Annotated in this window: 18 protein-coding genes; 11 read left to right on the top strand and 7 right to left on the bottom strand. The window is 72.1% G+C overall.

Annotated features, from left to right (window positions below; translation table 11 throughout):
- Nucleotides 1-26 precede the first annotated feature (26 nt).
- Nucleotides 27-428: a hypothetical protein gene (locus tag ACH4FX_RS30405; RefSeq protein WP_398484313.1), complete on the top strand. Its 402-nt coding sequence runs from the start codon at nucleotides 27-29 to the stop codon at nucleotides 426-428.
- Nucleotides 429-509: 81 nt separating this feature from the next.
- Here ACH4FX_RS30405 and ACH4FX_RS30400 read toward each other — a convergent pair whose 3' ends face one another.
- From ACH4FX_RS30400 to ACH4FX_RS30390, 3 genes are read right to left on the bottom strand one after another with little or no spacing between them, the layout of a single operon-like run.
- Entirely contained in the window at nucleotides 510-1511 is a 1002-nt protein-coding gene (locus ACH4FX_RS30400) for a hypothetical protein (protein ID WP_398484312.1), read from the bottom strand.
- Nucleotides 1508-2650 (bottom strand): ThiF family adenylyltransferase, encoded by a 1143-nt coding sequence (locus ACH4FX_RS30395; protein ID WP_398484310.1) that lies wholly within the window; start codon nucleotides 2648-2650, stop codon nucleotides 1508-1510. The genes ACH4FX_RS30400 and ACH4FX_RS30395 overlap by 4 nt, the downstream gene beginning before the upstream one ends.
- 44 nt (nucleotides 2651-2694) lie before the next feature.
- Nucleotides 2695-4107 (bottom strand): phenylacetate--CoA ligase family protein, encoded by a 1413-nt coding sequence (locus tag ACH4FX_RS30390; protein ID WP_398484308.1) that lies wholly within the window; start codon nucleotides 4105-4107, stop codon nucleotides 2695-2697.
- Nucleotides 4108-4708: 601 nt separating this feature from the next.
- On the opposite strand from ACH4FX_RS30390, the gene ACH4FX_RS30385 reads away from it, so the two are divergent.
- On the top strand, nucleotides 4709-5845 hold the full coding sequence (locus ACH4FX_RS30385) for a cytochrome P450 (RefSeq protein ID WP_398484306.1): 1137 nt from the start codon (nucleotides 4709-4711) through the stop codon (nucleotides 5843-5845).
- Nucleotides 5846-5896: 51 nt separating this feature from the next.
- Complete coding sequence (locus tag ACH4FX_RS30380; RefSeq protein ID WP_398484304.1) at nucleotides 5897-7429, top strand: tryptophan 7-halogenase; 1533 nt, start codon at nucleotides 5897-5899, stop codon at nucleotides 7427-7429.
- A 321-nt stretch (nucleotides 7430-7750) separates the two neighbouring features.
- On the opposite strand, the gene ACH4FX_RS30375 is transcribed toward ACH4FX_RS30380, so the two are convergent.
- Entirely contained in the window at nucleotides 7751-8644 is an 894-nt protein-coding gene (locus tag ACH4FX_RS30375; protein WP_398484302.1) for an alpha/beta hydrolase fold domain-containing protein, read from the bottom strand.
- Nucleotides 8641-9198 (bottom strand): quercetin 2,3-dioxygenase, encoded by a 558-nt coding sequence (locus ACH4FX_RS30370; RefSeq protein WP_398484300.1) that lies wholly within the window; start codon nucleotides 9196-9198, stop codon nucleotides 8641-8643. The genes ACH4FX_RS30375 and ACH4FX_RS30370 overlap by 4 nt, the downstream gene beginning before the upstream one ends.
- Before the next feature lie 116 nt (nucleotides 9199-9314).
- On the opposite strand from ACH4FX_RS30370, the gene ACH4FX_RS30365 reads away from it, so the two are divergent.
- The gene (locus ACH4FX_RS30365; protein ID WP_398484298.1) at nucleotides 9315-9752 is read left to right on the top strand and encodes a MarR family winged helix-turn-helix transcriptional regulator; all 438 of its coding nucleotides are present in this window, start codon (nucleotides 9315-9317) and stop codon (nucleotides 9750-9752) included.
- A 166-nt stretch (nucleotides 9753-9918) separates the two neighbouring features.
- Here ACH4FX_RS30365 and ACH4FX_RS30360 read toward each other — a convergent pair whose 3' ends face one another.
- Nucleotides 9919-10833, bottom strand: a complete 915-nt coding sequence (locus tag ACH4FX_RS30360; RefSeq protein ID WP_398484296.1) for an SDR family oxidoreductase — start codon at nucleotides 10831-10833, stop codon at nucleotides 9919-9921.
- A 96-nt stretch (nucleotides 10834-10929) separates the two neighbouring features.
- Between ACH4FX_RS30360 and ACH4FX_RS30355 the strand changes: the two genes are divergently transcribed.
- The 7 genes from ACH4FX_RS30355 (at nucleotide 10930) to ACH4FX_RS30325 (ending at nucleotide 22571) form a co-directional block, all read left to right on the top strand.
- The gene (locus tag ACH4FX_RS30355; protein ID WP_398484294.1) at nucleotides 10930-11616 is read left to right on the top strand and encodes a TetR/AcrR family transcriptional regulator; all 687 of its coding nucleotides are present in this window, start codon (nucleotides 10930-10932) and stop codon (nucleotides 11614-11616) included.
- 562 nt (nucleotides 11617-12178) lie between these two features.
- Nucleotides 12179-12772, top strand: coding sequence for an EF-hand domain-containing protein (locus ACH4FX_RS30350; RefSeq protein WP_398484293.1), 594 nt, complete (start codon nucleotides 12179-12181; stop codon nucleotides 12770-12772).
- Nucleotides 12772-14394, top strand: a complete 1623-nt coding sequence (locus ACH4FX_RS30345; RefSeq protein ID WP_398484291.1) for a PfaD family polyunsaturated fatty acid/polyketide biosynthesis protein — start codon at nucleotides 12772-12774, stop codon at nucleotides 14392-14394. Before ACH4FX_RS30350 ends, ACH4FX_RS30345 begins: the two co-directional genes overlap by 1 nt.
- Nucleotides 14395-14477: 83 nt before the next feature.
- The gene (locus ACH4FX_RS30340) at nucleotides 14478-19475 is read left to right on the top strand and encodes a type I polyketide synthase (RefSeq protein WP_398484289.1); all 4998 of its coding nucleotides are present in this window, start codon (nucleotides 14478-14480) and stop codon (nucleotides 19473-19475) included.
- A complete protein-coding gene (locus tag ACH4FX_RS30335) occupies nucleotides 19447-21006 on the top strand; it encodes a hypothetical protein (RefSeq protein ID WP_398484287.1) in 1560 nt (519 codons plus the stop codon). The genes ACH4FX_RS30340 and ACH4FX_RS30335 overlap by 29 nt, the downstream gene beginning before the upstream one ends.
- A complete protein-coding gene (locus ACH4FX_RS30330) occupies nucleotides 21003-22043 on the top strand; it encodes an SDR family oxidoreductase (RefSeq protein WP_398484285.1) in 1041 nt (346 codons plus the stop codon). The genes ACH4FX_RS30335 and ACH4FX_RS30330 overlap by 4 nt, the downstream gene beginning before the upstream one ends.
- Before the next feature lie 372 nt (nucleotides 22044-22415).
- Nucleotides 22416-22571: a hypothetical protein gene (locus tag ACH4FX_RS30325; RefSeq protein ID WP_398484283.1), complete on the top strand. Its 156-nt coding sequence runs from the start codon at nucleotides 22416-22418 to the stop codon at nucleotides 22569-22571.
- 74 nt (nucleotides 22572-22645) lie between these two features.
- Here ACH4FX_RS30325 and ACH4FX_RS30320 read toward each other — a convergent pair whose 3' ends face one another.
- Nucleotides 22646-23386 (bottom strand): class I SAM-dependent methyltransferase, encoded by a 741-nt coding sequence (locus ACH4FX_RS30320; protein ID WP_398484281.1) that lies wholly within the window; start codon nucleotides 23384-23386, stop codon nucleotides 22646-22648.
- Between the last annotated feature and the right edge of the window lie 12 nt (nucleotides 23387-23398).

Raw genomic sequence — 23398 nt, 5'->3', positions numbered from 1 at the left:
CGGGCCCCACAGTGGTAAGGGAGAGTATGTTGCACGCCCCTCACATCTCCGAAAATGTCTGGTGGATCATCGCCGTCGTCACGACGGTCCTCTTCCTCGCCGTCTGGCTGCCCATGATGCCGACGTCCCGGTCCAGGAACCAGGTCGCTCTCATCCCCCTCGTCGGAATAGTTTTCCTGTCGGTGCTCGGGAAGCTGCGCGGGCACGATCTCAAAGAACTTCTCTCCATCTATTCCACGGTGGCCCTCGCGTTCATTCTCGGGGTCATAGGGCGCCGCGCGGACATGCGAATAGCGGTGAAACAGGGTGAGGACCCGCTGGGCACATCGGCCAGCAAAGCGGCCCCGGCGAACAAGAGGCTGACGGTACAGCTGTCCGCCGGTTTCGTCGTGGCGTTCGTCCTGTGGGCCTGGCTCAACTGGGGCTGAACGCCCGGGGCTTTGTCTTCCCGGCGTCATCCGACGGCGGATGCGCGGCCGGTCAGCGTACGACCGCCTCACGTGATGCGCTCAGGAATCCAGTGTGACGGTCCTGCGGACGGAGCCGAGGTGCTGTGGGGTGAGCGGGTGTCCGATCCGCAGGAGGAGCTGTGGCCGCCAACCGGGTTCCAGCTCGGCCGCGAGCCGCGTCGCCAAGGCGGGTACTTCCACTGGCCCGGCCTGGATGTCGTGTGCCAGCCCCTCGGCCGCCGCGCGCAGCAGGACGCGATATGCGGTGCGGCCCGCGTCGCACCAGGCCATCGGATCGTCGGCCCTTGTCGCCACAACCATGACCAGCCCCGGCGCTGTCGCGTAGACGGTGCGCACGGTCTCGGCCGCCCGCTGGGGGTCCACGTGTTCCAGGAACCACTGGGAGGCCTGCACGGCGTACCGTTCGGTGCCGGGGAGGAGCGCTTCCACCGCCATCCCCCGGAGGACGGGTTCCCCGTGCCAGTGCACCAGTCCGGCGAGTTCGCGGCGCAGGGCGGGCAGGGACAGGGCGGTGGCGAGTCCGGTGGCCGCGAGCGTGCCGATCCTCTCCACGGCTTCCCGGTCGGTGATCGGGAAGAGCCGGGTATCGGCTCCGGTGTCCGGCAGAGTGATGGCGTCCAGCCATGAGGGCTTCGTCAGCGGCGCGTAGGGCCCCCGGTCGGTGTGCCGTTGCCAGATGGCCCGGTAGAGGGGGGAGGCCCCGGCCGGGTGGCACTCGGTCAGATGCAGCACCGCCAGGGTGTCGTCGCCGGGAACCTGCGCCGTGCGCGTCATGCGGGCGTGGATGCCCCAGCGGTGGGCCGCCACGACGAAAGCCTCAAGGTACATGGCGAGGGAGAGCGCCGTCTGACGCCGGGTCGGGTCGCCGGCGTCCAGCGCGTACGCGTCATGGCGGCCGATGTGCAGTTCGTCGCCGGTGAGTTTGCAGGCCCACGGCTGCGCGTTGTGGGCGGAAGGGGCGCGGCCCGCGACCTGCGCCAGGAAGCGTACGTTGTCGCGGAGGCTCCCGCCTGCGGGATACCGGCCCGGCTCCTTGGTCACGGTGCGTCCCCGAACAGCGTCCGCAGACTCGCGGTGTACTCGGCGTCGACGCGTTCGCGCTCGGCCACCGCTTGCGGGGCGTGGTGGCCGACGTCCAGAGCCGCGTCCAGATCGACCGCGTACCGGCCGGACGGCATGGGCTGGCCGGTGAGGATCCGCCGGGCCGTGTAGGCCAGCGCGGCACCGGCGAGCCCGGCTGCCGTGCCGAGTTGCGGCCAGCTGACGAGGCGCGTGCCCACTTGCAGCAGTGACAGCTTCATCCGTGCGGTCACGTCCGGTCCCACCAGCGCATCGGCCAGAGTGACGCGTTCGGCGTCCGTGAGGCGCTCGGGCAGCCGGCGCAGCCGGGCCTGGTCCACCGCGCCGTGGAACAGCGGCCGTCGCGGTTCCAGGTCATAGCGCTCCACGTCCACGAGAACGTTGTCCCCGTTGTCGGTCGCCATGACCACCGGCACCTTCCGGGAGCGTGCGGCGAAGCGGGCGAAGGCTTTCACCCGCAGGTCGTCCGTCTCCTCGATGAGCAGGTCGAGACCGTCGGCCCCGCGGCCGAAGAAGTCCTCGGCGGTCCGTTCCGACAGGCCGTCGAACGTCTCGATGTGCTGGAAGGGGTTGAGTTCCCATACGCGCTCGGCACAGACCGCGGCCTTGGGCAGGCCGAGGTGGCATACCGAGGCCGTCACCCGGTTGAGGTTCGTCAGCGCGAGGGTGTCCGGGTCGGCGATGCGCAGCCGGCCCGCGCCTCCCGTACCGACCAGTGTCATGACCGCGGACATGCCCACGCTCAGTCCGGCCACCCCCACCCGGGCGGCGTGATAGCGCTGCTGTTCCTGATGGGTGATCAGGTCGCGGTTGCGTGCCGTGCGCAGGCGCAGGAACGTCGTCTCGTCCGGCAGGTGCACGGCCGTGCGCCGCCACGGGAAGTAGGCCCACACGCCGGCCCGGCGCAGGTCGCCGCCGTGCCACCTGGAGGCCAGGTAGCGCCGGTAGGTGACCTGGTAGTACGGGGAGTCGACGGCGAGGAAGGGGAACTCGGTGCGGAAGAGCTCCTCGACGATGCAGGCGAGGGCGTCCACCTCGTGCACCGGTTCCCCGCAGGTCCGCAGTTCCTCGAAGGCCGCGACGTCCTGGCGGTGCGACATGTCGTACAGACGGACGCCGGTCGACGGGCGCGTGCAGCGGTGTGTCACGGGGCGACCCGTCGGCCCTTGCCTGCGCGCGCGAAGACCGGATCGCCGTGCGGGAGCAGGATCACCTCCAGGAGGCACCGGTCAGGCATCGACTCCTCCAGCTTCCGGTATTCCGCGTTGGTCGTCCGCAGCGCTTCGCCGACCGCCCGTTCGATGTGCTGCTGTAGCGGCGGGCTCGGCGCGGTGCCCGGCGCCAGCTCCACCCGCAGGCGCAGGAACTGCTCGCCGCTCTCCGCGGCCTCCTTGCCGAGGACGAACCTGCCGGTTGTCCTGGACACCAGGTCGGGCCGTTCCAGCGCCCCTTTGAGGTTGTCCGGGTAGATGTTGACCGCGTAGAAGGTGCATACGACGTCCATGCGTCCGTACAGTGCGACGAAGTGCCCTGTCGAGCGCCCGGCAAGATGCGGGGGCAGGTCGTGACCGCACTGGGCCATCGCCTCGGCCAGCGTCGCCATCGACATGACCCGGCCCGCGTCGCCGATGCGGTAGCGGATCAACGGCAGACCACTGCGTGCGCTGAGGACGAGATTTCCGTCGACCTCCTCGATGTGGCGATACCGCGGGTCGAACTCCACGAGCGCGGGCAGTGCGCCTGCGCCGGGGAACAGTGCCTCGCACAGCTGCGGATCCTGTGCCGCGGCGCGACGGGCGTACACGGTCAGCGAGGACTCGACGCCGATGATCCCGGTGTCCGCCGAGCCGTAGATTCCCAGGGAGCTGCCGAGAGGATCGGTGGCCCGCGCCACCCGATGGACGCTGTCGCGCCAGCTTTCGGAGAAGTTCTCACCCGAGAACACGAGGCGGAGGCCGAGCGGCTCCAGAGGCACGCCGACGGCGGAGGCAGCGACCAGGACATCCTTGATGAGGGCCGGGTAGCCCATGACGACGGTCTGTTCGAAACCGGGAGCGATGTCCCGCAGGACCCGCACGTTCTCCTCGACGTCGATGCCCGGGCAGATCGCCGTGAGCCGGTAGCCCCGCTGTGCCAGACGCAGGGCCGCCTCCAACTGGTGGGTGCCTGCCACGTGCACCCCCATGAAGAACGAGATCACGCACAGAGTGGACCGGGCACGGCAGCCGAAGGCATCGAACAGTGGCGCGTTGAGGTGGACGGCTTCCCGCAGGCTCTCCTCGTCCTGGGGCCAGTAGAACGGGGTGCCGCTCGATCCGGAACTGGACGACACCAGGCGGGCACCGCCGAGGCTGCCGTCCCACATCAGATCGGCCAGCGAAGCCGACCGCAGGTAGTTCTCCTTGGTCATGACCGGGACACGGCCGAAATCGGCAGCCTCCACCACCAGAGCCGGGTCGCAGCCGCGGCTGCGCAGGAAGTCCGCGTACGCCGGTACGGACACCGACGCCCGCCGGAAGAGCCGCAGTGGCCAGTCACCGGCCGCCGGAGTGGTCAAGACGGACATCGAAGCCCCGCACTTTCTCGCTGGCCCCGACATTAAGCCGCGGCCCCGGAGCCGAGCACGTGGTGAGGCGCCAAGCGGGTGACGTACGCGGCCGGCTCGCCCTGCCGGCCCACGCCGCCGCAACCGGCGTCCCGGCCGAAGCACGCGTGCAGCCCAGAGTCGAAGCAGCAGGACCACGGTGCGGTCCCGCATTCTGCGCCGTAGCACGTTACGGGGCGGGGACCGGCGCATGCCTCCTGCCTGCGCACGTCACGCTCACCGCCGCCGGTGGTTTGTCCCGTGCCGGCGGTTCCGCCGTCAGGGGCCGGGCATCGTTCCAGAGCCGGCGGAGCGCTGGTGCCCGAAGGGCCGAGAGGGCGCCGGATCGCGGCTGCCACTCTTCGCGACCGCCACCCCGCCCGTGGACGACGGACGGTGGGGCGCGGCGATCGCCTGCTCCGCCAGGAGCCGCCCCACCGCCACCGATTCCGGACCCGACCATCGCGGCCGTCCTGCGCAAGGCGGTGAACCCATGCCGCATCCACCTGACACGCCACCCCTCGAACCGGGAGAAGAAGAGCCCCGTCCGTTCCCGATGCCCGCACTAGGCGGCGTGGGGCCACCGCCGCAGTATGCGCTGCTGCGCCGCAGTTGCCCCCTCGCCAGGGTCACCACCCCTTTCGGCGCTCCGGCCTGGTACGTCACCCGCTACGACGACGTACGGAAGCTGCTCGCCGACGACCGGTTCATCCGGCCGACCATCAACGACTGGCCGCTCGATGCGGACGCCGCCGCCCGCGGCCCCGGCCTGGTCACCATGATGGAACTCGACGGGCCGCGGCACGCGGCCCTGCGCCAGGCGCTGGCGAAACCGTTCAGTATCCGCGCTACGCGACGACGGCGGCCGGCCCTTCGCGCCACGGCCGACCGCCTGCTGGCGCAGATCGCCGCCAACGGGCCTCCCCGCGACCTCGTGAGCGGCTTCTTCGAGCCTTTTCCCCTGCTGGTGATGTGCGAACTGGTGGGCATTCCCTACGCCGAACGCGCGACCTTCCTTGCCGCGGCGGACACCGCGCTCGGCGCGCTGGTCACCTTGGAGGAGGGCCGTGCGGCCACCCGCCTGTTGCGTTCCTACACGGCCTCGCTGCTGGAACGCCGCCGTCGCGCGCCGGGCGGGGACCTTCTCAGCTCGCTGGTCGAGGACTGCGACCGCGGTGCGGTGGACGAGGAGAGCGTGCATGCCTTCGGCCTGTCGATGCTCGTGGCCGGATACCGCACCACCACCATGTTCCTGGCCAATGCCGCGCTGGCCCTGCTGACCGAGCCGGACCGGTACGACCGGCTGGTGGGTGACCGCGCGCTGGTGCCCACCGCGGTCGAAGAACTCCTGCGTTTTCTCCCCGTGCAGAACGGCGTCATCGTCCTCCAGGCCCGGCAGGACGTCACCGTGCACGGGCGGACCATCCGCGCCGGCGAGGCCGTACTGCCCGTGGTGGCCGCGGCCAACCGCGACGAGCGGGCGTTCCCGGAGGCCGACCGGCTGGTGCTGGACCGGCAGGCCAACCCCCACCTGGCATTCGGGCGGGGCCCGCACAACTGCATCGGCGCCCACCTGGCCCGTACCCAGCTGAGCGTGGGCCTGGAAGCCCTTCTCGACCACTTTCCCCGGCTCCGCCTGACGGGGCAGCCCCCCACGTGGGAGGACCACTCGCCGGTCCGGTCACCGCTCACCCTTCAGGTGACCTGGTGACCGCCCCGTAGCGGTCCCCACGCACCACCGCAACAGGAAGGAAGGCACCTCATGTCGGATACCGCGAGCCCCGGTGAGTTCGACGTCGTCGTGGTCGGCGGCGGGCCCGGCGGTTCCACCGCCGCCGCCCTGGTCGCCATGGCCGGACACCGCGTCCTGCTGCTGGAACGAGAGCACTTCCCGCGCTACCAGATCGGGGAGTCCCTCCTCCCCTCGACCGTCCACGGCATCGGCCGCCTCCTGGGCGTGGACGGCGCCCTGCGCGAGGCCGGTTTCATGCGCAAGCGCGGCGGTACCTTCCGCTGGGGTACGGCCCCCGAACCGTGGACGTTCTCCTTCGCCGACTCGCCCGGCCTCGGCGAATCCATGGGGTACGCGTACCAGGTGGAGCGGACGCGGTTCGACGCGCTGCTGCTGGACCACGCCCGGCAGGTCGGGGCCCGCGTACGCGAAGGGTGCACGGTGCGGCGCATCCTTCGCGCGGACGGCCGCGTCCACGGCCTGATCTACCGCACACCGGACGGCTCGGAGGCCGAGGTCCGCGCCCGCTATGTCATGGACGCCTCCGGCAACACCGGCCGCCTCCACACCGCGGCCGGCGGGGAGCGGGTGTACTCCCCGTTCTTCCGCAACATCGCCGTCTTCGGATACTTCGAGAACGGACACCGACTGCCCGCGCCGAACCAGGGCAACATCCTGTGTGCCGCCTTCGACGCCGGCTGGTTCTGGTACATCCCGCTCAGCGACCGTCTCACCAGCGTCGGCGCCGTCGTCCATCGCGACCACGCCGACCAGGTACAGGGAGACCCCGAGAAGGCGCTGTCCAAGCTGATCGGCCAGTGCGCCCTCGTACGGGACTACCTGGCCGACGCCCGGCGCGTCACCGAGGGGACGTACGGCGCCGTGCGGGTCCGCAAGGACTACTCCTACTGCAACACCCGGTTCTGGGCGCCGGGCGTGGCACTGGTCGGCGACGCCGCGTGCTTCATCGACCCCGTCTTCTCCTCCGGCGTACATCTGGCGACGTACTCCGCCATGCTCGCCGCCCGCTCGGTCAACAGCGTACTGAGCACCGGGCTGGCGGAGCGGCGGGCCTTCGACGAGTTCGAAGCCCGTTACCGCCGCGAATACACGGTCTTCCACGACTTCCTCGCCGCCTTCTACGCCATGCAGGCATCGAAGGACACGTACTTCTGGCAGGCCCGCAAGGTGGCCGGCGGGCAGGCGAGCGCGGTGGCTTCTTTCGTCAACCTGGTGGGCGGGCTGGCCTCCGGCGACCGGGCGCTCACCGACGCCGGACAGATCACCGGCCGCCTCGGGACCGCCGCACGGGTGTTGGACGAGTCCGTCCACTGCTACCAGGCGGACCCGGCCGGCGATCCGTGGGACGAGAGCCCGATGCTCGGCGAGACCTTCGCGCAGAGCGACCTGCTCGCCGAGCAAGGAGCCGTCGGCGACAGCTTCGCGGAGACGGCCCCGCAGTTCCCTGGCGGCCTGGTCGCCACCGCGGACGGCCTCCACTGGGCGGAACCCGATCAGCGCGCTGGGGCCGGGCAGACCGGCCGAGCGGAGCAGGGCCGGTAGCTGCCCTCGCGCATCCTCATCCCAGGAGCCGGTGGTGAGACGCCTTCGCGGGTCACTTCGCGCAGGTGGATGGGGCGGCATGCGGAACCCGAGTCCAGCGTTCGGTTTCAGCAGCGATGCCGGGGGGCTCCAGGCGCTCGGAGAACCGGCGCTCGGAGCAGGATGCGCGCCACCGTGGTCGTGGCCCGTTTCATCGCGGCGGGAACACCCCTGTCCCGGCACAGACGCGCTCGCGGCCCCGGCCGTGCCCGTCGATGAGATCGCCGTCTACCACCGCAATCCGCGTACCGGCCATCCGCCGGCAGCGACTCGGCGATCGCATCAAGACCGCCGGTGGAGGCGACGGGCGAAGGCCAGGGAGTGGGTGAAGATCTCCTCGACCTGGGCGTCGGACAGCCGGTGCCAGCCGTGGTCGGCGCCCGCCACCGTCCACAGTTCGACCGGCGCCCCGGCCTTCTCCAGCGCGGCGGCGAGGGACTGGCTGTGTGAGCAGCTCACCAGGGTGTCCTCGTTTCCGTGGACGAGGAGGAACGGCGGTGCGCCGGGGTGGGCTCGGGCGAGGGGGCTGGCTGCGTGGGCGTGCTCGGGGACGGTGGCGGGGGCCGCGCCGAGCAGGAGGGCTTCGGGGGTGGTGGGGTCCTCGGGGGTGAAGCAGCCGCGTGCGGTGGTCAGGTCGCTGGGTGCGTACCAGAGCACGGCGCCGGCCAGGGGCGGGGTGGTGGAGGTGAGGGCGAGGAGCGCGGCGAGGTGTCCGCCGGCGGATTCTCCCCACACCACCGTCCGCCGGGTGTCGATGCCGAGTTCCGCGGAGCGCAGGGTGAGCCAGCGCAGTGCGGCGTTCAGGTCGTCGAGCGGGGCGGGGAAGGTGGCCTCGCCGCTGAGCCGGTAGTCGACGCAGGCGACGGCGCAGCCCGTGGCCGCGATGCGCGCGAATGGCCCTGGTTCCCAGGTGCGGGTGCGCAGGCCCATGTCATCGCGCCGCCCCCGGCGCCAGGAACCGCCGTGGACGAACAGCACCAGCGGAACGGGCTCTGCCTGGTCGTCTGTGGGCAACCACAGATCCAGTTCCAGTGGGCGGCTGCCCTCCACCACGTGGTAGGGCACGCCGCGCAGCAGTCGGACGCCGGGCTCCCTTGGATCGGCGGGTGGCAGGGCGGCACGGTCGGGGTGCGGCGCGGCGATCAGTTCCCGCACCGGAGGGTCGGCCGCCGTCACCGGGTCCGCCACTGGTGGTCGGGCAGGAAGCGCACGTCGTACTGCTCGGGAACACTGGCGAACTTGTGCGGTTCCGGGATGACCGGCTCGGCGGGCAGGCCGAGCTGCTCGGCGGGGGCGCCGAAGTTCTCGAAGAACCGCTCGAAGGTGCCGCCGGGGCCGGCGGCGACGCCGACGACCTGGCTGTGGTGGCGCTCCATGCGGTAGGCGTGCCGGCAGTTCTTGGGTACGAAGCCGAAGTCGCCCGGGGTGAGCAGCTTCTCCTGCTGGTTGCCCTCGGTGTCCTCGACGAACAGCCGGACGGCGCCGGCGGTGATGTAGAAGACCTCGTGGGTGTCGGTGTGCACGTGGGCCGGGATGATGTCGCCCTTGGGACCTTCGACGGTGAAGAAGTTGAAGGTGTTCTCGGTCTGCTCGCCGCCGGCGTAGATGGTGATCAGGTCGCCGAACAGGTGGGCGCGGTCCCCCTCGCCCTTCTCGATGAAGTACGGCTTGCCCGGCTCCGCGGGTATGCGTGAAGCCTGCCGGTACCGCGTGGCGTACTCGATGGTCATGTCTTCTCCTCTACGGATCTCCCCCGTGGGACTGTCAGGTAGCCTGACATGAAAGGGTTCGGACAGGCAAGCCGCGCAGATGACCCGGCCCCGCTTTCCGCCATCGTGAGGAACAGATGCAATCCACCCGCCGCAATCTCCCCCAGCTGCTCGGCGACGCCCGGCGCTGGTTCGAAGAAGGGCTGCTGGCAGCCCTGGAAGCAGGCGGAGCCACCCCCGTGTCCCCGACACAGGTACAGCTCTTCGCCGCGCTGGACGACCAGGGCACCACCATCTCGGAGCTCGCCCGGCGCATGGGCGTCACCCGCCAGACCGCGCACCAGGCCGTGCACGGCCTGGTCGCCGCCGGACTGCTCGAACAATCCCCGGACCCCACCTCAGCCCGGCAGCGGCTGATCCGACGCACCGAGGAAGGGGAACGTGCACACCGGCAGGCCGAGCTCATCCTCGAACGGCTGGAAGAGCAGCTCGCCGAGCGGATCGGCCGGGAGAAGGCCGATGCCCTGCGCACGGCACTGGAGGGCCCGTGGGGCGAGCCGCCTGCCCCGCGCTGAGCGTGGGGCGATGCACCACCCGACGCCGACTGGGCGTTTTGCCGTACGGCCCCTGGACGGGACGCGAGGGCCGGTACCTCCCCAGCATCGATGCGCAGGCCACCGGGCGGGCCGAGCCCGATGTGGATGCGCTCGGGGTGCCCAAGGCGCCGGCCTGGGCGGTTGATCAGAGCTGGGCGGCGACGGTGACGCCGGTGAGGTGTTCGGCTTGGGCCCACAGGCGTGCCGCGACGGTCTTGTCCTGTGCGCGGCGCGGCGGGCGGACAGGTTTCGGGGGGCCGGTCATGACCCACCGGGGGCCGAAGTAGCCACCGGGCGCGGCGTCGGGGCTGGTTGCCGCGTACAGCAACGGTTCCGCGCCTTGTTCCGGGCCTTGGGAGGGCACGATTTTGGCGGCCAGCGAGGTGAACCGGCCGGGCCGGCCACCGCCCAGGGTCGGCCCCGAGACCATCAGGTTGGTGCGGGTGGTGCCGGGGTGCGCGCCGACCGACGACAGCGGCCACTGGTGCCGGGCTGCGAGGTCCGCCAGGTGCAGGGTCATCATCAGATCGGCCAGTTTGGACTGGGCGTACGCCTTGGCGGGGCTGTAGTGGCCGGTGGACTGGAGGTCGTCGAAGTCGATCCGGCCGGTGGCGGCGCCGAGGCTGCTCATCGTGGCCACGCGTGGCGCGGGGGCCGACAACAGCAGCGGCAGCAGTCTGACGGTGAGCGCGAACGGGCCCAGGAAGTTGCTGCCCAGTTGCAGCTCGAATCCGTCCGCCGTCTCGTGCCGGGTGGGCACGTTCGCCACTCCGGCGTTGTTGAGCAGCAGGTCCAGCGGCCTGCCCTCGGCGATCAGAGCGTCGGTGAATTCGCGGACCGAAGTCAGGTCGGCCAGGTCGAGCCGGCGGACCTCGACCTGGGCGGCGGGGTGTGCGGCGCGGATCTCCGCTTGTGCTTGCTCGCCTTTGGCCGGGGTGCGCACGGCGAGCACCACGTGCGCTCCGGCTGCGGCCAGGCGCTTGGCGGCCTCTTTGCCGGTGCCGCTGTTCGCGCCGGTCACAACGGCGAGTTTTCCGCGCTGATCAGGGACCTGGTACACGACCGCCTCCTAAAAGACTACTGGTCTCTTAACATCTTCCACCGTAACAGACCACCGGTCTTTTATTAAGAGACCGGCGGTAGCTACGATGGGCGGGTGGAGTTCCAGCGCGCACGCAGCGATGAGCAGCGACTCGAACGGCGCCGGCAGGTCCTGGCGACCGCGGCCGCGATGCTGACCGAGATGCCGGTCGCCAAGCTCAGCCTCAACGAGCTGAGCCGCCGAATAGGGCTGGCCAAATCCAATGTGCTGCGCTATTTCGAGTCACGCGAAGCGGTCCTGCTGGAGCTTTTGCAGGCCGAGATGCACGACTGGGTCGCCGAACTGGAGCACGCGACCGGAGGAGCCGCGGGCACCCCGCGAGAACGCGGGGACGGGCTGGCAGAGACCCTGGCCGCCTCCCTGGCCGGGCGACCGGTGCTCTGTGACCTGCTCGCCGCGCAGTCCGCGGTACTGGAACACAACATCTCCACCGAGGTCGCCGTCCGGCACAAGCACGCGGCCTGGCAGAACACGCAGGCCCTGATCGAGCTGGTCCGGCGGCACCTTCCCGAACTCGGCGCCGAGGGCGCGTCCAGGCTGGCGGAGACGACCGTGCTCACGGCCATGGCAGCCTGGCCGTGCAGCCACCCCTCGGAGGCACTGCGGGCCGCCTACGACTCCGACCCGGCACTGGCCGCCCTGCGGATGGACTTCACCGACCTGGTACGCCACACGGTAGAGGTGACCGCCAGCGGACTCCTCGCCCGCCAGGAGCCGGCCTCCGCACGCCCAGCTTCCTGAGCGGTTAGCGCATTCGCGGAGGCCGGCCGGGCTCACCGCCGGCCTCCGCGAATGCACAGGGTTGTACATTCCCTGGATCGAGCCGATGACGGGCTGCGCCAACCCTCTCTCGTGCCACGCAAGCGGCGCCACGGCAGGCACAAGAAGAAGCCGCGCGAGAAGAACTGGTGCCTGCCCGGTTACGCGTTCACGCTGACCATGGCGTTCACCGGCACAGCCAGATAGCCCGACGACGGGAACGTGCCCGTGGGCGCTGCCCAGCCCGCCACCGACGCGCCCGAGCACGCCACCTTGTTCGGTACGTCCCCAAGTCGAGCGAAGCGGGCGGGCACCCGGGTTGAGGGTGCCGACATCGGCCGATGCTCTCTTCAGGAGACGGCACAGATGCTCCGGGGAGCACATGACGTACGCCGTCCGTCCCCCACTTCGCTACGACTGCCCTGGCCGGCGCCCTGATGCCGGCCAGGCGCGCGGGTTCCGCGCCCGGCCGGGCCTCTTCCACGCGCCGGAGCGGAACCCGGCCCGCCGTCATGCGGGCCGACCGATCCCCCACCTCCCGGAGGTGTTCAGCGGCATGCCCCTCTTCGAAGCCACCGCCCCCGCACCGATGTCAGATATCCGCCGTCGCAAACTGAACCGGATGTTCGAGGTTCTCGACTCCGACCACGCCGGCCTCATCACCGAAGAGGGGTCGCTGCGTCTGGGGCGGGCCTTCGCCGAGGCGGCCGGAAGCGGGGCCGACGCGCGGCGCCAGGACCAGCTCGCGGCCACCGCCCGGGAAATCTGGCGGGAGTACGATCCGTCCCCGGACGCCACCGGAGTACGCCAGCTCGACCAGGAGCGCTTCGCGCAGGAGATCGCCATCGATCTGGTGCGGGACCCCGACAAGGTGATCCGCCTGATCGGCTCGCTGACCAACGTCCTGTTCGGGATGCTGGACCGGGACGGCGACGGCAGGATCCGCAAGGACGACACGATTCCCCTGGCAGTGCGCTTCCTCGGCATCTCCGAGGAGGAAGCGACAACGACCTGGGAGAGATTCGATGCGACGGGTCAGGGCCACCTGACCTATGCGACCTGCCTCAAAGCCTTCACGGAGTACGTGGTGAGTGAGGACCCGCAGGCATCCGGGAACTGGGTATTCGGTCATTTCTGATGGGCGGGGTTGCGAGGGGCGAACTCCTGCCGGCCGGGCCCGGGGGCGGGGACGCGCGCGGCGCCGTGTTCGACGGCGACGGCATGACGGAACTGGCCCAGCGTGTGACGGCGCCGGTGCATCTGGTCGCCCGGGTTTCCGACGGGCAGCTGGGGCTGGCGGACGGCCGGTCGGCGGTCCACGGCCTCGGCCACGGCCTGGTCCCGGTCGGGACGCTGCCCGCGCTGTATCCGGAGTGGCTGGGTGAGCGGGCGTTCGGCCGGGCCCACGGTGTCCGCTTCCCTTACGTCGCGGGCGAGATGGCCCGCGGCATCTCGACCACATCGCTGGTGGCCGCCATGGCACGCGCCGACATGCTGGCCTTCTTCGGCGCCGGGGGCCTGCCTCCGGTCGAGGTGGAGCGGGCGGCGCACGAGCTCCGTACCGGGCTGGCGGACCGCCGGAACTGGGGTGTGAACCTGATCCACACGCCGGCCGACGCGTCCTGGGAGGAGCAGGTCGCCGACCGGCTGGTGGGCGCGGCCGTCCCGTGCGTCTCGGCGTCGGCCTTCATGGAGCTGACACCTGCGGTGGTACGGTGCGCCGCCGTGGGGCTGCGGCAGGACCGAGCGGGCCGGATCATCCGTCCGGTGGCGGTGTTCGCCAAGGTCAGCCGTCCGGAGCTGGCGCGGGCGTTCATGCTGCCCGCGCCCGGCGCGCTGCTGCGCCATCTGGTGGCACACGGCCGGCTCACCGAGTACGAGGCGGGGCTGGCCGCGCACGTACCGGTGGCCGAGGACATCACCGTCGAGGCGGACAGCGGCGGCCACACCGACCGCCGTCCCCTGGCCGCGCTGCTGCCCGGCGTCGTCGCGCTGCGGGACGAACTGGCGGCCCGGCACCGCCTCGCCCGCCCGGTGCGCGTGGGGGCGGCCGGCGGCCTCGGGGAGCCGGCGGCGGTCGCCGCCGCGTTCGCGCTGGGTGCGGCGTACGTCGTCACCGGGTCGGTGAACCAGATGTCCGTCGAGGCCGGGGTCTGCGCCGAGGCCAAGGCGATGCTCGCCGAGGCCGGTGTCGCCGATACGGCCATGGCTCCCGCCGCGGACATGTTCGAGATGGGGGCGCAGGTGCAGGTGTTGCGACGGGGCACGCTCTTCGCCGGGCGGGCGGCGCGGCTGGAGCGCGTCTACCGGCAGTATCCGTCGCTGGACGCGGTGCCCGCGGCCGAGCGGCGGTCGCTGGAGCGGGACGTGCTGGGCGCTTCGATCGATGCCGTGTGGACCTGGACGTACGACTACTGGACGCGGCGCGACCCGGCGGAGCTGGCACGGGCCGAGGCGGACCCGAAGCACCGGATGGCGCTGGTGTTCCGGTGGTACCTCAGCCGGTCGAACCGGTGGGCCGTCACCGGGGACCCGCGGCGGCGGGCCGACTACCAGCTGTGGTGCGGCCCGGCGGCCGGGGCGTTCAACCGGTGGAGCGCGGGTTCCTTCCTGGCGGTACCGGGGCGCCGGACGGTCGTGCAGATCGCGTTGAACCTGTTGCAGGGAGCCGCCGTGGTGACGCGGGCCCATCAGCTGCGGACCTCTGGGGTCGCCCTGCCGCCACGGGCGTTCCGCTTCCGGCCGCGCCTGCTGCGCTGACGGCGGCGGCCGGCCGCTGCCCGCCGTGTTCCGCACATGTCGCCCGCCGCGTTTTCCACGTGTCTTCCGAGGGGAGCAGCCTCATGCCCGACAGCCTGCCGACCGTACCGGGGCCGACCGTACCGGGGCCGATCGCCGTCGTGGGGATGGATGCGATCATGCCGGGCGCCCCGGAGCTCGACGCCTTCTGGCGGGCCGTCGTCGAGGGCCGGGACCTGGTGACCGAAGTGCCGGCCGACCGGTGGCTGGCGGCGGACCATTACGACCCCGACCCACAGGCCCCGGACAAGACGTACTGCACACGCGGTTCCTTCCTGCCGACGGTGGAATTCGAGCCGATGGCCTTCGGCCTGTCGCCCCGGACCGTCGCCGCCACCGACACGGCCCAGCTGCTCGCCCTGATCGTGGCCGGCCGGCTGCTGGCGGACCTGGGCCCGGGGCCAGGGGCTGTGCCCGGCGATCGGGTCGGTGTGTACGTGGGTTGTGCTGCGCTGCAACTGATGGGCGAGATGAGCGCACGCACGGGGCGCCCTGTCTGGCACAAGGCCCTACGGGAAGAAGGGATCACGCGGGAGCGGGCGGAGGCGATCTGCGACCGGATCGCCGAGCACTGCGCACCGTGGCAGACGGCCACCTTCCCCGGCCTGTTGAGCAACGTCGTCGCCGGGCGGATCGCCAACACCTTCGATCTGCACGGGACGAACTTCACCGTGGACGCGGCGTGTGCGAGTTCCCTGGCCGCGCTGTCCGTCGCCGTCGACGATCTCGTACTGGGCCGGGCGGATCTCGTCGTCACCGGCGGCGTGGACACCCTCAACGATCCGATGACGTTCACCTGCTTCAGCAAGACGCCGGCCCTCTCCCCCACCGGTGACTGCCGGCCGTTCGCGGAGACCGCGGACGGCACCGTGCTGGGCGAAGGTGTCGCCCTGTTCGCGCTCAAGCGGCTCGCGGACGCCGAGCGGGACGGTGACCGGATCTTCGCCGTGGTGCGCGGCATCGGATCGGCATCGGACGGCAGCGGTACGTCCATCTACGCGCCGCTGGCGGCCGGGCAGGTCCGGGCCATGCGCCGGGCCTACGCGGCAGCGGGTCACGGTCCCGGCACGGTCGGTCTGGTGGAGGCGCACGGTACCGGGACCGTCGCGGGCGACACCACGGAAGTGACCGCGCTGCGTGCGGTGTTCGAGGGGCCCGGCCGCCCCGGGCGTCCGTGGTGCGCACTGGGCTCGGTGAAGTCCCAGATCGGTCACGCCAAGGCCGCCGCCGGTGCCGCCGGCCTGCTGAAGGCCGTGCTGGCGCTGCACCACAAGGTGCTCCCCCCGACGATCAAGGCCGAGCCGCCCAACCCGGCGCTGGAACTCGACCGCAGCCCGTTCTACCTCAACACCTCGGCCAGGCCGTGGGTGCATCTCGCGGACCATCCGCGGCGGGCATCGGTGTCGAGTTTCGGGTTCGGCGGCTCCAACTTCCACGTGGCGCTGGAGGAGTACGTTCCGGTGGCCGGGGGCCCTGGCCCGCGCCGCCCGGCGCCGTCGTGCGCGTCCCGGCCGACGGAGTTGGTGCCGCTGTCCGCCGCGACCTCCGAGGGGCTGCTCACCCGGTGCCGCGACCTCGTGGAGAGGCTCGACGAGCGCGATCGTCTGCCCGAGACCGCCCGGCGGGCGCAGGACGCCTTCGATGCCGACGCGGAATTCCGTCTGGCGCTCGTCGCGGACGGCCCGACGGAACTGGCCGCCAAGCTGAAGCAGGCCGCCACGGTGATCGAACGGCGCCCGGGTGAGGCTTTCCCGGGGCCTGCCGGGCTGCACTACGGCACCGGTGACATGGGCGTCGGCCGGATCGCTTTCGTCTTCCCCGGGCAGGGCGCCCAGCACCCCCACATGGGTACGGACCTGGCCCTGCATTTCCCTCGCGCGCTGGCGGTGTGGCAGCACGCGGCCGAACTGGACCTCGGCGAACAGCCGCTGACCGACGTGGTGTTCCCCCGGCCCGGGACCACCGAGGACGAGCGGAGGCGCCACCGGGCCGGTCTGACGCGTACCGAGTGGGCACAGCCGGCCCTCGCCGCGCACGCTCTCGCCCTGCTCGCGCTGCTGGACGCGACCGGAGTACGGCCGGATTGCGTCGCGGGCCACAGCTTCGGCGAACTGACCGCGCTGCACGCCGCCCGGGCGTTCGACGCGGACACCCTGCTGCGGCTGGCCCGCAGGCGCGGCGAACTCCTGCGGGACACCGGTTCCGGCCCCGACGGCGGTGCCATGCTCGCCGTCGACGCCTGCGCCGAGCGCGTCACCGGCCTCGTCGCCGACGGCCTTTCCGAGGACATCTGGCTCGTCAACGACAACGCGCCCGCCCAAGTGGTGCTGGCGGGCACACAGACGGGAGTGGCGCAGGCAGCGGAACGCTGTGCCGCAGCCGGCCTCACCACCCGCCGCCTGGACGTGGCCACGGCCTTCCACAGCCCGCTGGTGGCTCGCGCCACGGAGCCGTGGACGGAGTTCCTCGCCGCACAGACGATCCGGGCCCCGCTGCTGGACGTGTACGGCAATACGGACGCGGCCGTGTATCCCGTACAACCCGGCCTGGTGCGGCAGGTGGTTGCCGGGCATCTGGCCGCACCCGTCCGGTTCGTCGACATGATCAAAGCCATGTACCGCGACGGCGTACGGACCTTCGTGGAGGTGGGGCCGGGCAGCGTACTCACCGGTCTGATCGGTGAGATCCTCCACGGCCTCCCCCATCACGCCATCCCCACCGCCCCGTCCGGAACCCATGGGGTGACCGGCTTCCACAGCGCCCTGGCGCGGCTGGCCGCCCTGGGCGTTCCTCTGCTGCCTGCCGGGCTGTGGGAACACCACGCGACCGCCCGGTCCGCACCGGAGCCGCGCCCCACGTCCCAGGTACGCATGTCGATCAACGGCGGTAACCACGGGCGGCGTTACCCGCCGCAGGCGGGTGAGGCGCAGGTGGGCCCCGGGCCCGTGGCTCCTGCAACCGCCCCGGCCCCTCTTCCCACCCCGGCGACGCACCAGGCCGACACCGAGGTCGTACGAGCCCTCCTGGAGGTGCAGCGGCAGACCGCGGAAGCCCACGCCACCTATCTCGGTCTGGCGGCCAAGGCAGTCGAGGCCCTCGTCGGGGCCGGGAGCGAGGGGAGCACCGGGCAGGAGCCGGAGGGGACCGACTCGGCCGGGATCGGGTGGAGGGACTGGAGCGGCTGGAGCGGTGACCGGGCTGATCCCGCAGTGCTCTCCACCCCTGCTGTCCGAGCCGACGCGGGCGGACTCCCGGCCCCGGCCACCACTGAGACGGACCGGTCCTCGCCCCAGGAGGCGCTGCCGTCACCGGCCCCGGACATCGCCGGCATGGAGGCCCTGGTGCTGAGGACGGTGGCGGAGGAGACCGGCTATCCCGTCGACGTCCTGGCCCCGCACATGGAACTCGAAGCCGACCTGGGCCTCGATTCGATCACCCGGGTGCAGGTGCTGGCAGCGTTGCGCGCGGCGTTTCCGCACCTGGAGGCCGTCGACCGCGCGGATGTCGCACAGCTGGCGGCCTTGCGGACCGTAGGGGAAGTGGCCGGTGCGCTGCGCGAACTGGTCGCGGCGAGAGCGCCCGCCGACGGTGCCTCACCCGCGGAGACGGCGGCACCGCACCCGGCCGCCGCCCTCCCCGCGGCCGAATCCGCCCCGCCGGAGGGCCGGGTGCACCGGCAGATCCCGACGATGGTGGCCGAGCCCGCCGCCGGCACACCGCTGCCGGGACTGGGCGAGGGCCCCTTGGCCGTGGTCGGGGGCGGCTCCGGCCTCGCCGACGAGGTGGTCCGCCTGCTCGGAACGCACGGCGTCGCCGCCGAGCGCCACACGGCCGCCCCGGCCGGCGCGGACGGTGTCGTCTTCCTCGGCGGCATGGCCGAACCGGCGTCGGTGACCGACGCCCTCGCACGTCAGCGGGAAGCGTTCCGGGCGGCCCGCGCCGTCGCACCGCGGATGGAGCGGCACGGTGGCGTCTTCGTCACCGTGCAGGACACGGGCGGGTGGTTCGGGCTGCGCTCCGGTGGACCGCGCCGGGCGTGGCTCGGCGGCCTCGCCGCTCTCGCCCGTACCGCGGGAGCCGAATGGCCGCGGGCGTCGGTCAAGGCCATCGACTGTGCCCGCGGGGCCCGCACCGACGGCGAGGTCGCCGCGGCGGTCGTCGGGGAACTGCTGGCCGGAGGCCCGTCGCTCAACGTCGGTCTCCCGGCCGACGGTGTACGGCGGACCTGGGCCGTGCGCGACGAGGAGGTCCCGGGGGACGCGCAGCCTGCGCCCGCCCTCGGTCCGCTCCCCGTCATCGTCGCCACGGGCGGCACCGGCGGTGTCACCGCCAGGGCGCTGACCGAACTGGCGCGGACCCGCCCGGCCAGGTTCGTCCTGATCGGCCGCACGAAGCCGGACGGTCCGCAGGCGAACCGGATCCGCGCGGCGCTGACCGCGCTGCGGGAGGCCGGTTCCCAGGCCCGGTACGTGAGGGCGGACGTCCGTGACCGCGAGCGCCTGCACACCGTGCTCGCCGGCATCCGGGCCGAGTGGGGGCCGGTCACCGGGCTGGTGCACGCGGCCGGTGTCCTGGCCGACCGGCGTATCAAGGACAAGACGGCCGCGGACTTCGACGAGGTGTTCGGCGTGAAGGCCGAAGGGCTGGCGGCACTGCTCCAGGAGACGGCGGCGGATCCGCTGCGCCTGCTGTGCGTGTTCTCCTCGGTCGTCGCGTCCTTCGGCAACGCCGGCCAGTGCGACTACGCGATGGCCAACGAGACCCTGAACCATGTGCTCGCCGCGGAACGGACCGGCCGCCCCGAGGCGTTGCTCCGCTCCCTGGCCTGGGGCCCGTGGCAAGGCGGCATGGTCACGCCCCGACTGGCCGGCCTCTTCCGGCTGGGCGGCGTTCCTCTGCTGTCCATGGAGGACGGGGCCCGTGCCTTCGCCGCCGAACTCGCCATCAGCGCACCACAACCACAGGTGATCATCTCTGCCGGGCCGGCCGAGGTGCTCTTCGGGGAGGCTTCCCATGCGGCCCACACCGCCCGTACCGCCTGACGCCGAACCGGCCGAGGAAGTGATGCCCCGGCCGCCGCGGTACGGGACGGGCGGCCCGGCGGAGGACGCCCCGGCGAGCCCGTACCACCGCGCGCAGGGAATCCGCAGGCCGCATGCCGCCAGGTCTTCCGACGTGCTCGCACTCGTCGCCGAGCAGCACGGCCGGGCGACTGCGCTGCACCGACAGTTCCTTCGGTTGCAGGGCTCGGTCGACGCATACCTGTCCGGCCCCGGGAGAACGCCCCGCTCGCTGCCCGCGGGTCCGCCGCCTCCGCGCCCTGTCGAGGACCGGCGGCCTCCCGCCAAGGACCGGCGTGCTCCGGTGGAGTTCGTGCTCGATCCGGCCGTCGACAGCTGGCTGGCCGACCATTGCCCCACCTGGACCGTGCCGGCCTTGCCGCTGATGTCCATGGCGGATCTGTGCGCGCAGGTGGCCACGGACCTCGACGGCCGCACCGTCTCGGCGCTCCGCGACGTACAGGTGCGGCGCTGGCTGCCCCTCCCCGGCCCCACCAGGGTCCGCATCACCTGCGATGGGCCGCCCGGTCAACCGGCCTTGACGCTGTTCACCTGGCTGGAGGCCGGAAACGGCGATCCCGCTCTTGCGCGCTTCGCGCCGGTGGCCACGGGCACCGCCCTGTTCACACCCCAGTCGCCACCGCTCCGGTTCGCCCCGCTCCCGCGTACGCGCGCGGTCCCCGATCCATATGAATCCGGCGCGTGCTTCCACGGCCCCAGCTTCCAGTACCTCCGCTCGGCACGCATCGGCAGCGGCGGCGCCTCGGGCGTGCTGGACGCCGCCCGGGGCCGGGTCCCGCCCGGCCTCCTCCACCACGGACTGCTCGACGCGGCGACGCACGTCATCCCGCACACCTGCCTGGGGCAGTGGTCGGCGGACATCGACCGGGACAGCGTGACCTTCCCCCACCGCATCGCCTCACTCGTCCGCTACGCGCCGTTGCCCGACACCGGACTGATCGACGTCGAGGCGCGCTTCGCCGGGTTCGGCTCCAGCGCCCCACCGCTGCCGGACTCCCCGCGCCTTCCCGCCGTCGATCTCCAACTGTGCGAGGGAGAACGGGTCCTCGTCGCCATGCGCCTCGTCCTCGTCCTCGTCCCGGCGGGCGGCTTGCTGAAGGTGTCAGGGCGGTTGCGCCGCGCCTTCATCAGGGACCGCCGGTACGTGCCGGAGTTGCTGCTGTCGGACCGGGACGGCGAGGTCACCGTGCTGCGCCGCTCGGCAGTGGCCCGGCTCGACCACGTCCCGGGGACGGTGGCCGCGGTCTACGGCCTGCCCCCGGGCGCGCGGGTACGGGACAGTGCGCCGCTGATCGCCGTGAAAGAGCACGTCGCGCGCAGGACAGCGGCCCATCCGAGCCGCGTCGCCGCCGACGGGGAACTGCTCACCGCCTGGCTGGTGGACGTGCCGGGCACCCGCCACGCGCTGGAGGTGACCGCGGACGGTACGGCCGTCCGGGTACGTGACCGCCCCGACGGCTCCCGGCACCGGTCTCGAACGGAGCGGCCATGACGGCACCGGTGGTCCTGCTGACCGGAGCGTCGGGCGTGGTCGGCTCCGCGCTCCTGCGGACGCTGAGCCGCGAAGGCACACCGGTGATCGCCCTCACCCACCACAAGCCGGCCGCAGGCACCACCGTCGGCGGGGACATCACCCGGCCCTGGCTGGGGCTGCCGCCGGCCGACTACCGCGAACTGGCCGCCACGGTCGACGTGGTGCTCCACTGCGCGGCCCGGGTGAGCTTCGGCGCGGCGGCCCACAGCCTGCACCACGTCAATGTGCGCGGTGTCGGCCACGTCCTGCGGTTCGTCGAGGACGCCGGCGCCCGGCTGGTGCACAGTTCCACCGCCTTCGTCGCTCGCAACGGGCCGGACACCGCCCTGGCCTCGTACGCCGACTCGAAGGCGGCGGGGGAAACCCTGGTCCGCGCGTCGGGCCTGCCGGCCGCCGTCGCGCGGATCTCCGCGGTCATCGGGGACACCCGCACCGGTGAAATCGCCCGGCTGCAGGCGTTCCACCACGTGGTGGGCATGGCGATGTGGGGCCAGCTCCCCTTCCTGCCGTGCGAAACGGGAACCCGTGTCGACATCGTCCCGGTGGACGTGGTCGCCGCAGCGCTGGCCGCCCTCGCGCGCGACGAGGAGGCCCGCGGTGACTACTGGCTGACGGCGGGTCCCGCGGCGCTGCCGATGCGGCGGATCATCGACCTGGGGTACGAGATCGCCGCCGCCCGGGTGCGTGCGGACCGCGACCTGCCCGCCCTGGACCTCTCCCTGCTCAAACCGCATCTGGTCGCACCGCAAACGTTCGACGCCATCGTCTCCAGCGTCTGCGCCGCCGCCGGCACCGGCCACCCGCCGAGCGTGTTCCGGCACCTGACCGGCCTCATGGCCTCCTTCAACGGTTTCGATCCCTTCCCCACCTCACTCGGCACCATCCCCGGGGGCCCGCCCGCTCTCTCCGAGGACTCCGTCACAAACGCCCTCCTGGCCATGTTCCGCCACCTCGCCTCCCTGCCACGGACCACTTGGGGGTCCCGGCAGCAGTGAGCGGCCGGCCGCCCGAAGCCGGGCGGAGAGCCGTGGGCGCCCGTGGCCGGTGACGGTGTGGTGGAGTACCGAGACCGGTGCCCGTCTGGACGACATGCAGTACACGCTGGGCCAGGGTCCGGCCCTGGAGGCCCTGGTCCTGGCGCCCGGCGGCCACAGCCCCGAGCTGTTGCAGAGCTTCGGCCCGCACGCCGAGGCCATCGAAGACCTGCAACTGGTCCAGGGCCACGGCCCCACCTGGGACACCGCCCGCACCGGCCACCCCGTCCTGGTCCCGGACCTGAGCAGCGAGAGCGGCGACCGCTGGCCGGGCCTGGCCCCGCCCTCCTCGCCGACGGCCTGCGCTTCGCCGAAGTCCACCAGGCCGCCGGCATGCTCACCTCCCAGCTCGGCCTTCCCCCCAGCCACACCCTGCTCCTGCTGCGCGCCCACGCCTTCAGCCACAACATCTCGCTGCTCCAGGCCGCGCGCGAGGTCCTCGCCTACCGCCTGCACCTCAACGGCGGCCCCGGCACCGGCCGGCCGTAACCCGGACCGCCGGTCGCCCACGCGGCTTCGGCGCGCGTTCCGGAAGGCCGGCCGCCGACCGGTGCGTTCGGTCGTCAGGCGCGGCAACGCAGCATTTCCAGTGGCGGGTTGGCGTTGAAGTCCGCCCAGAAGTCGGCACCGAACTCGCGCATGCCGGCGTCGGACACCTTCAGCGGTACCCAGGTCAGCTCCCCGAAGCCGGCCGCCCGCAGACAGTGTTCGTAGACCTCGCGGCGCGGGCGGGTGGAGACGAACGAGATCGGCGGGTCGAGCAGCGCCGTGGTCCGGACTCGCGGCCCGACCTCGGCCTCCTCCCCGGTCGGCTCGCTGAGAAAGCCGTACTTGCCCAGGGACGGTCCGTCGAAGCGGTAGTCGGGTGACTGGTTGAGCAGGAAGAACCCGGCGCCGGGCACCAGGTTCCGGTGCACGTTGCGGCACATCCGCTCCATGGTGGCGATGTCTTCCGCGTAGTTGAGCAGCTGGACCCCCGTGGCGATGTCGAAACGCCGTCCGAGGGGCGCCAGCTCGGCCACGTCGCCCACCTCGTAGCGCACGCCCAGCGGAGCACCGTCCTCGAACTTCCGCGCCGCGGCGACCATTTCACCGGAGATGTCGACGCCGAGCACCTCCGTGGCGCCGCGCCGCTTGAATTCCCTGCTGTAGAAGCCGGTACCGGAGGCCAGGTCGAGGACCGACTTCCCGCGTACGTCCCCGACCAGGGCCAGGAAGCCGGGCACCTCCGCGTAGTGCGCCAGCGTCAACCCCTTGAAACCCTCGAACGCCTCACCGATCTCGTCATACTGCTGCACGCTCACCGCAGGCTCCTT

The organism is Streptomyces sp. NPDC018019 (assembly GCF_044327805.1).
Lineage (GTDB): Bacteria > Actinomycetota > Actinomycetes > Streptomycetales > Streptomycetaceae > Streptomyces.
This window is presented reverse-complemented; position numbering and strand designations above follow the sequence as displayed.

Coding starts and splice junctions, on each gene's coding strand:
- ACH4FX_RS30405 (WP_398484313.1), top strand. CDS start 27: ATGTTGCACGCCCCTCACATCTCCGAAAATGTCTGGTGGATCATCGCC.
- ACH4FX_RS30395 (WP_398484310.1), bottom strand. CDS start 2,650: ATGTCGCACCGCCAGGACGTCGCGGCCTTCGAGGAACTGCGGACCTGC.
- ACH4FX_RS30380 (WP_398484304.1), top strand. CDS start 5,897: ATGTCGGATACCGCGAGCCCCGGTGAGTTCGACGTCGTCGTGGTCGGC.
- ACH4FX_RS30370 (WP_398484300.1), bottom strand. CDS start 9,198: ATGACCATCGAGTACGCCACGCGGTACCGGCAGGCTTCACGCATACCC.
- ACH4FX_RS30365 (WP_398484298.1), top strand. CDS start 9,315: ATGCAATCCACCCGCCGCAATCTCCCCCAGCTGCTCGGCGACGCCCGG.
- ACH4FX_RS30345 (WP_398484291.1), top strand. CDS start 12,772: ATGGGCGGGGTTGCGAGGGGCGAACTCCTGCCGGCCGGGCCCGGGGGC.
- ACH4FX_RS30340 (WP_398484289.1), top strand. CDS start 14,478: ATGCCCGACAGCCTGCCGACCGTACCGGGGCCGACCGTACCGGGGCCG.
- ACH4FX_RS30335 (WP_398484287.1), top strand. CDS start 19,447: ATGCGGCCCACACCGCCCGTACCGCCTGACGCCGAACCGGCCGAGGAA.
- ACH4FX_RS30330 (WP_398484285.1), top strand. CDS start 21,003: ATGACGGCACCGGTGGTCCTGCTGACCGGAGCGTCGGGCGTGGTCGGC.
- ACH4FX_RS30325 (WP_398484283.1), top strand. CDS start 22,416: ATGCTCACCTCCCAGCTCGGCCTTCCCCCCAGCCACACCCTGCTCCTG.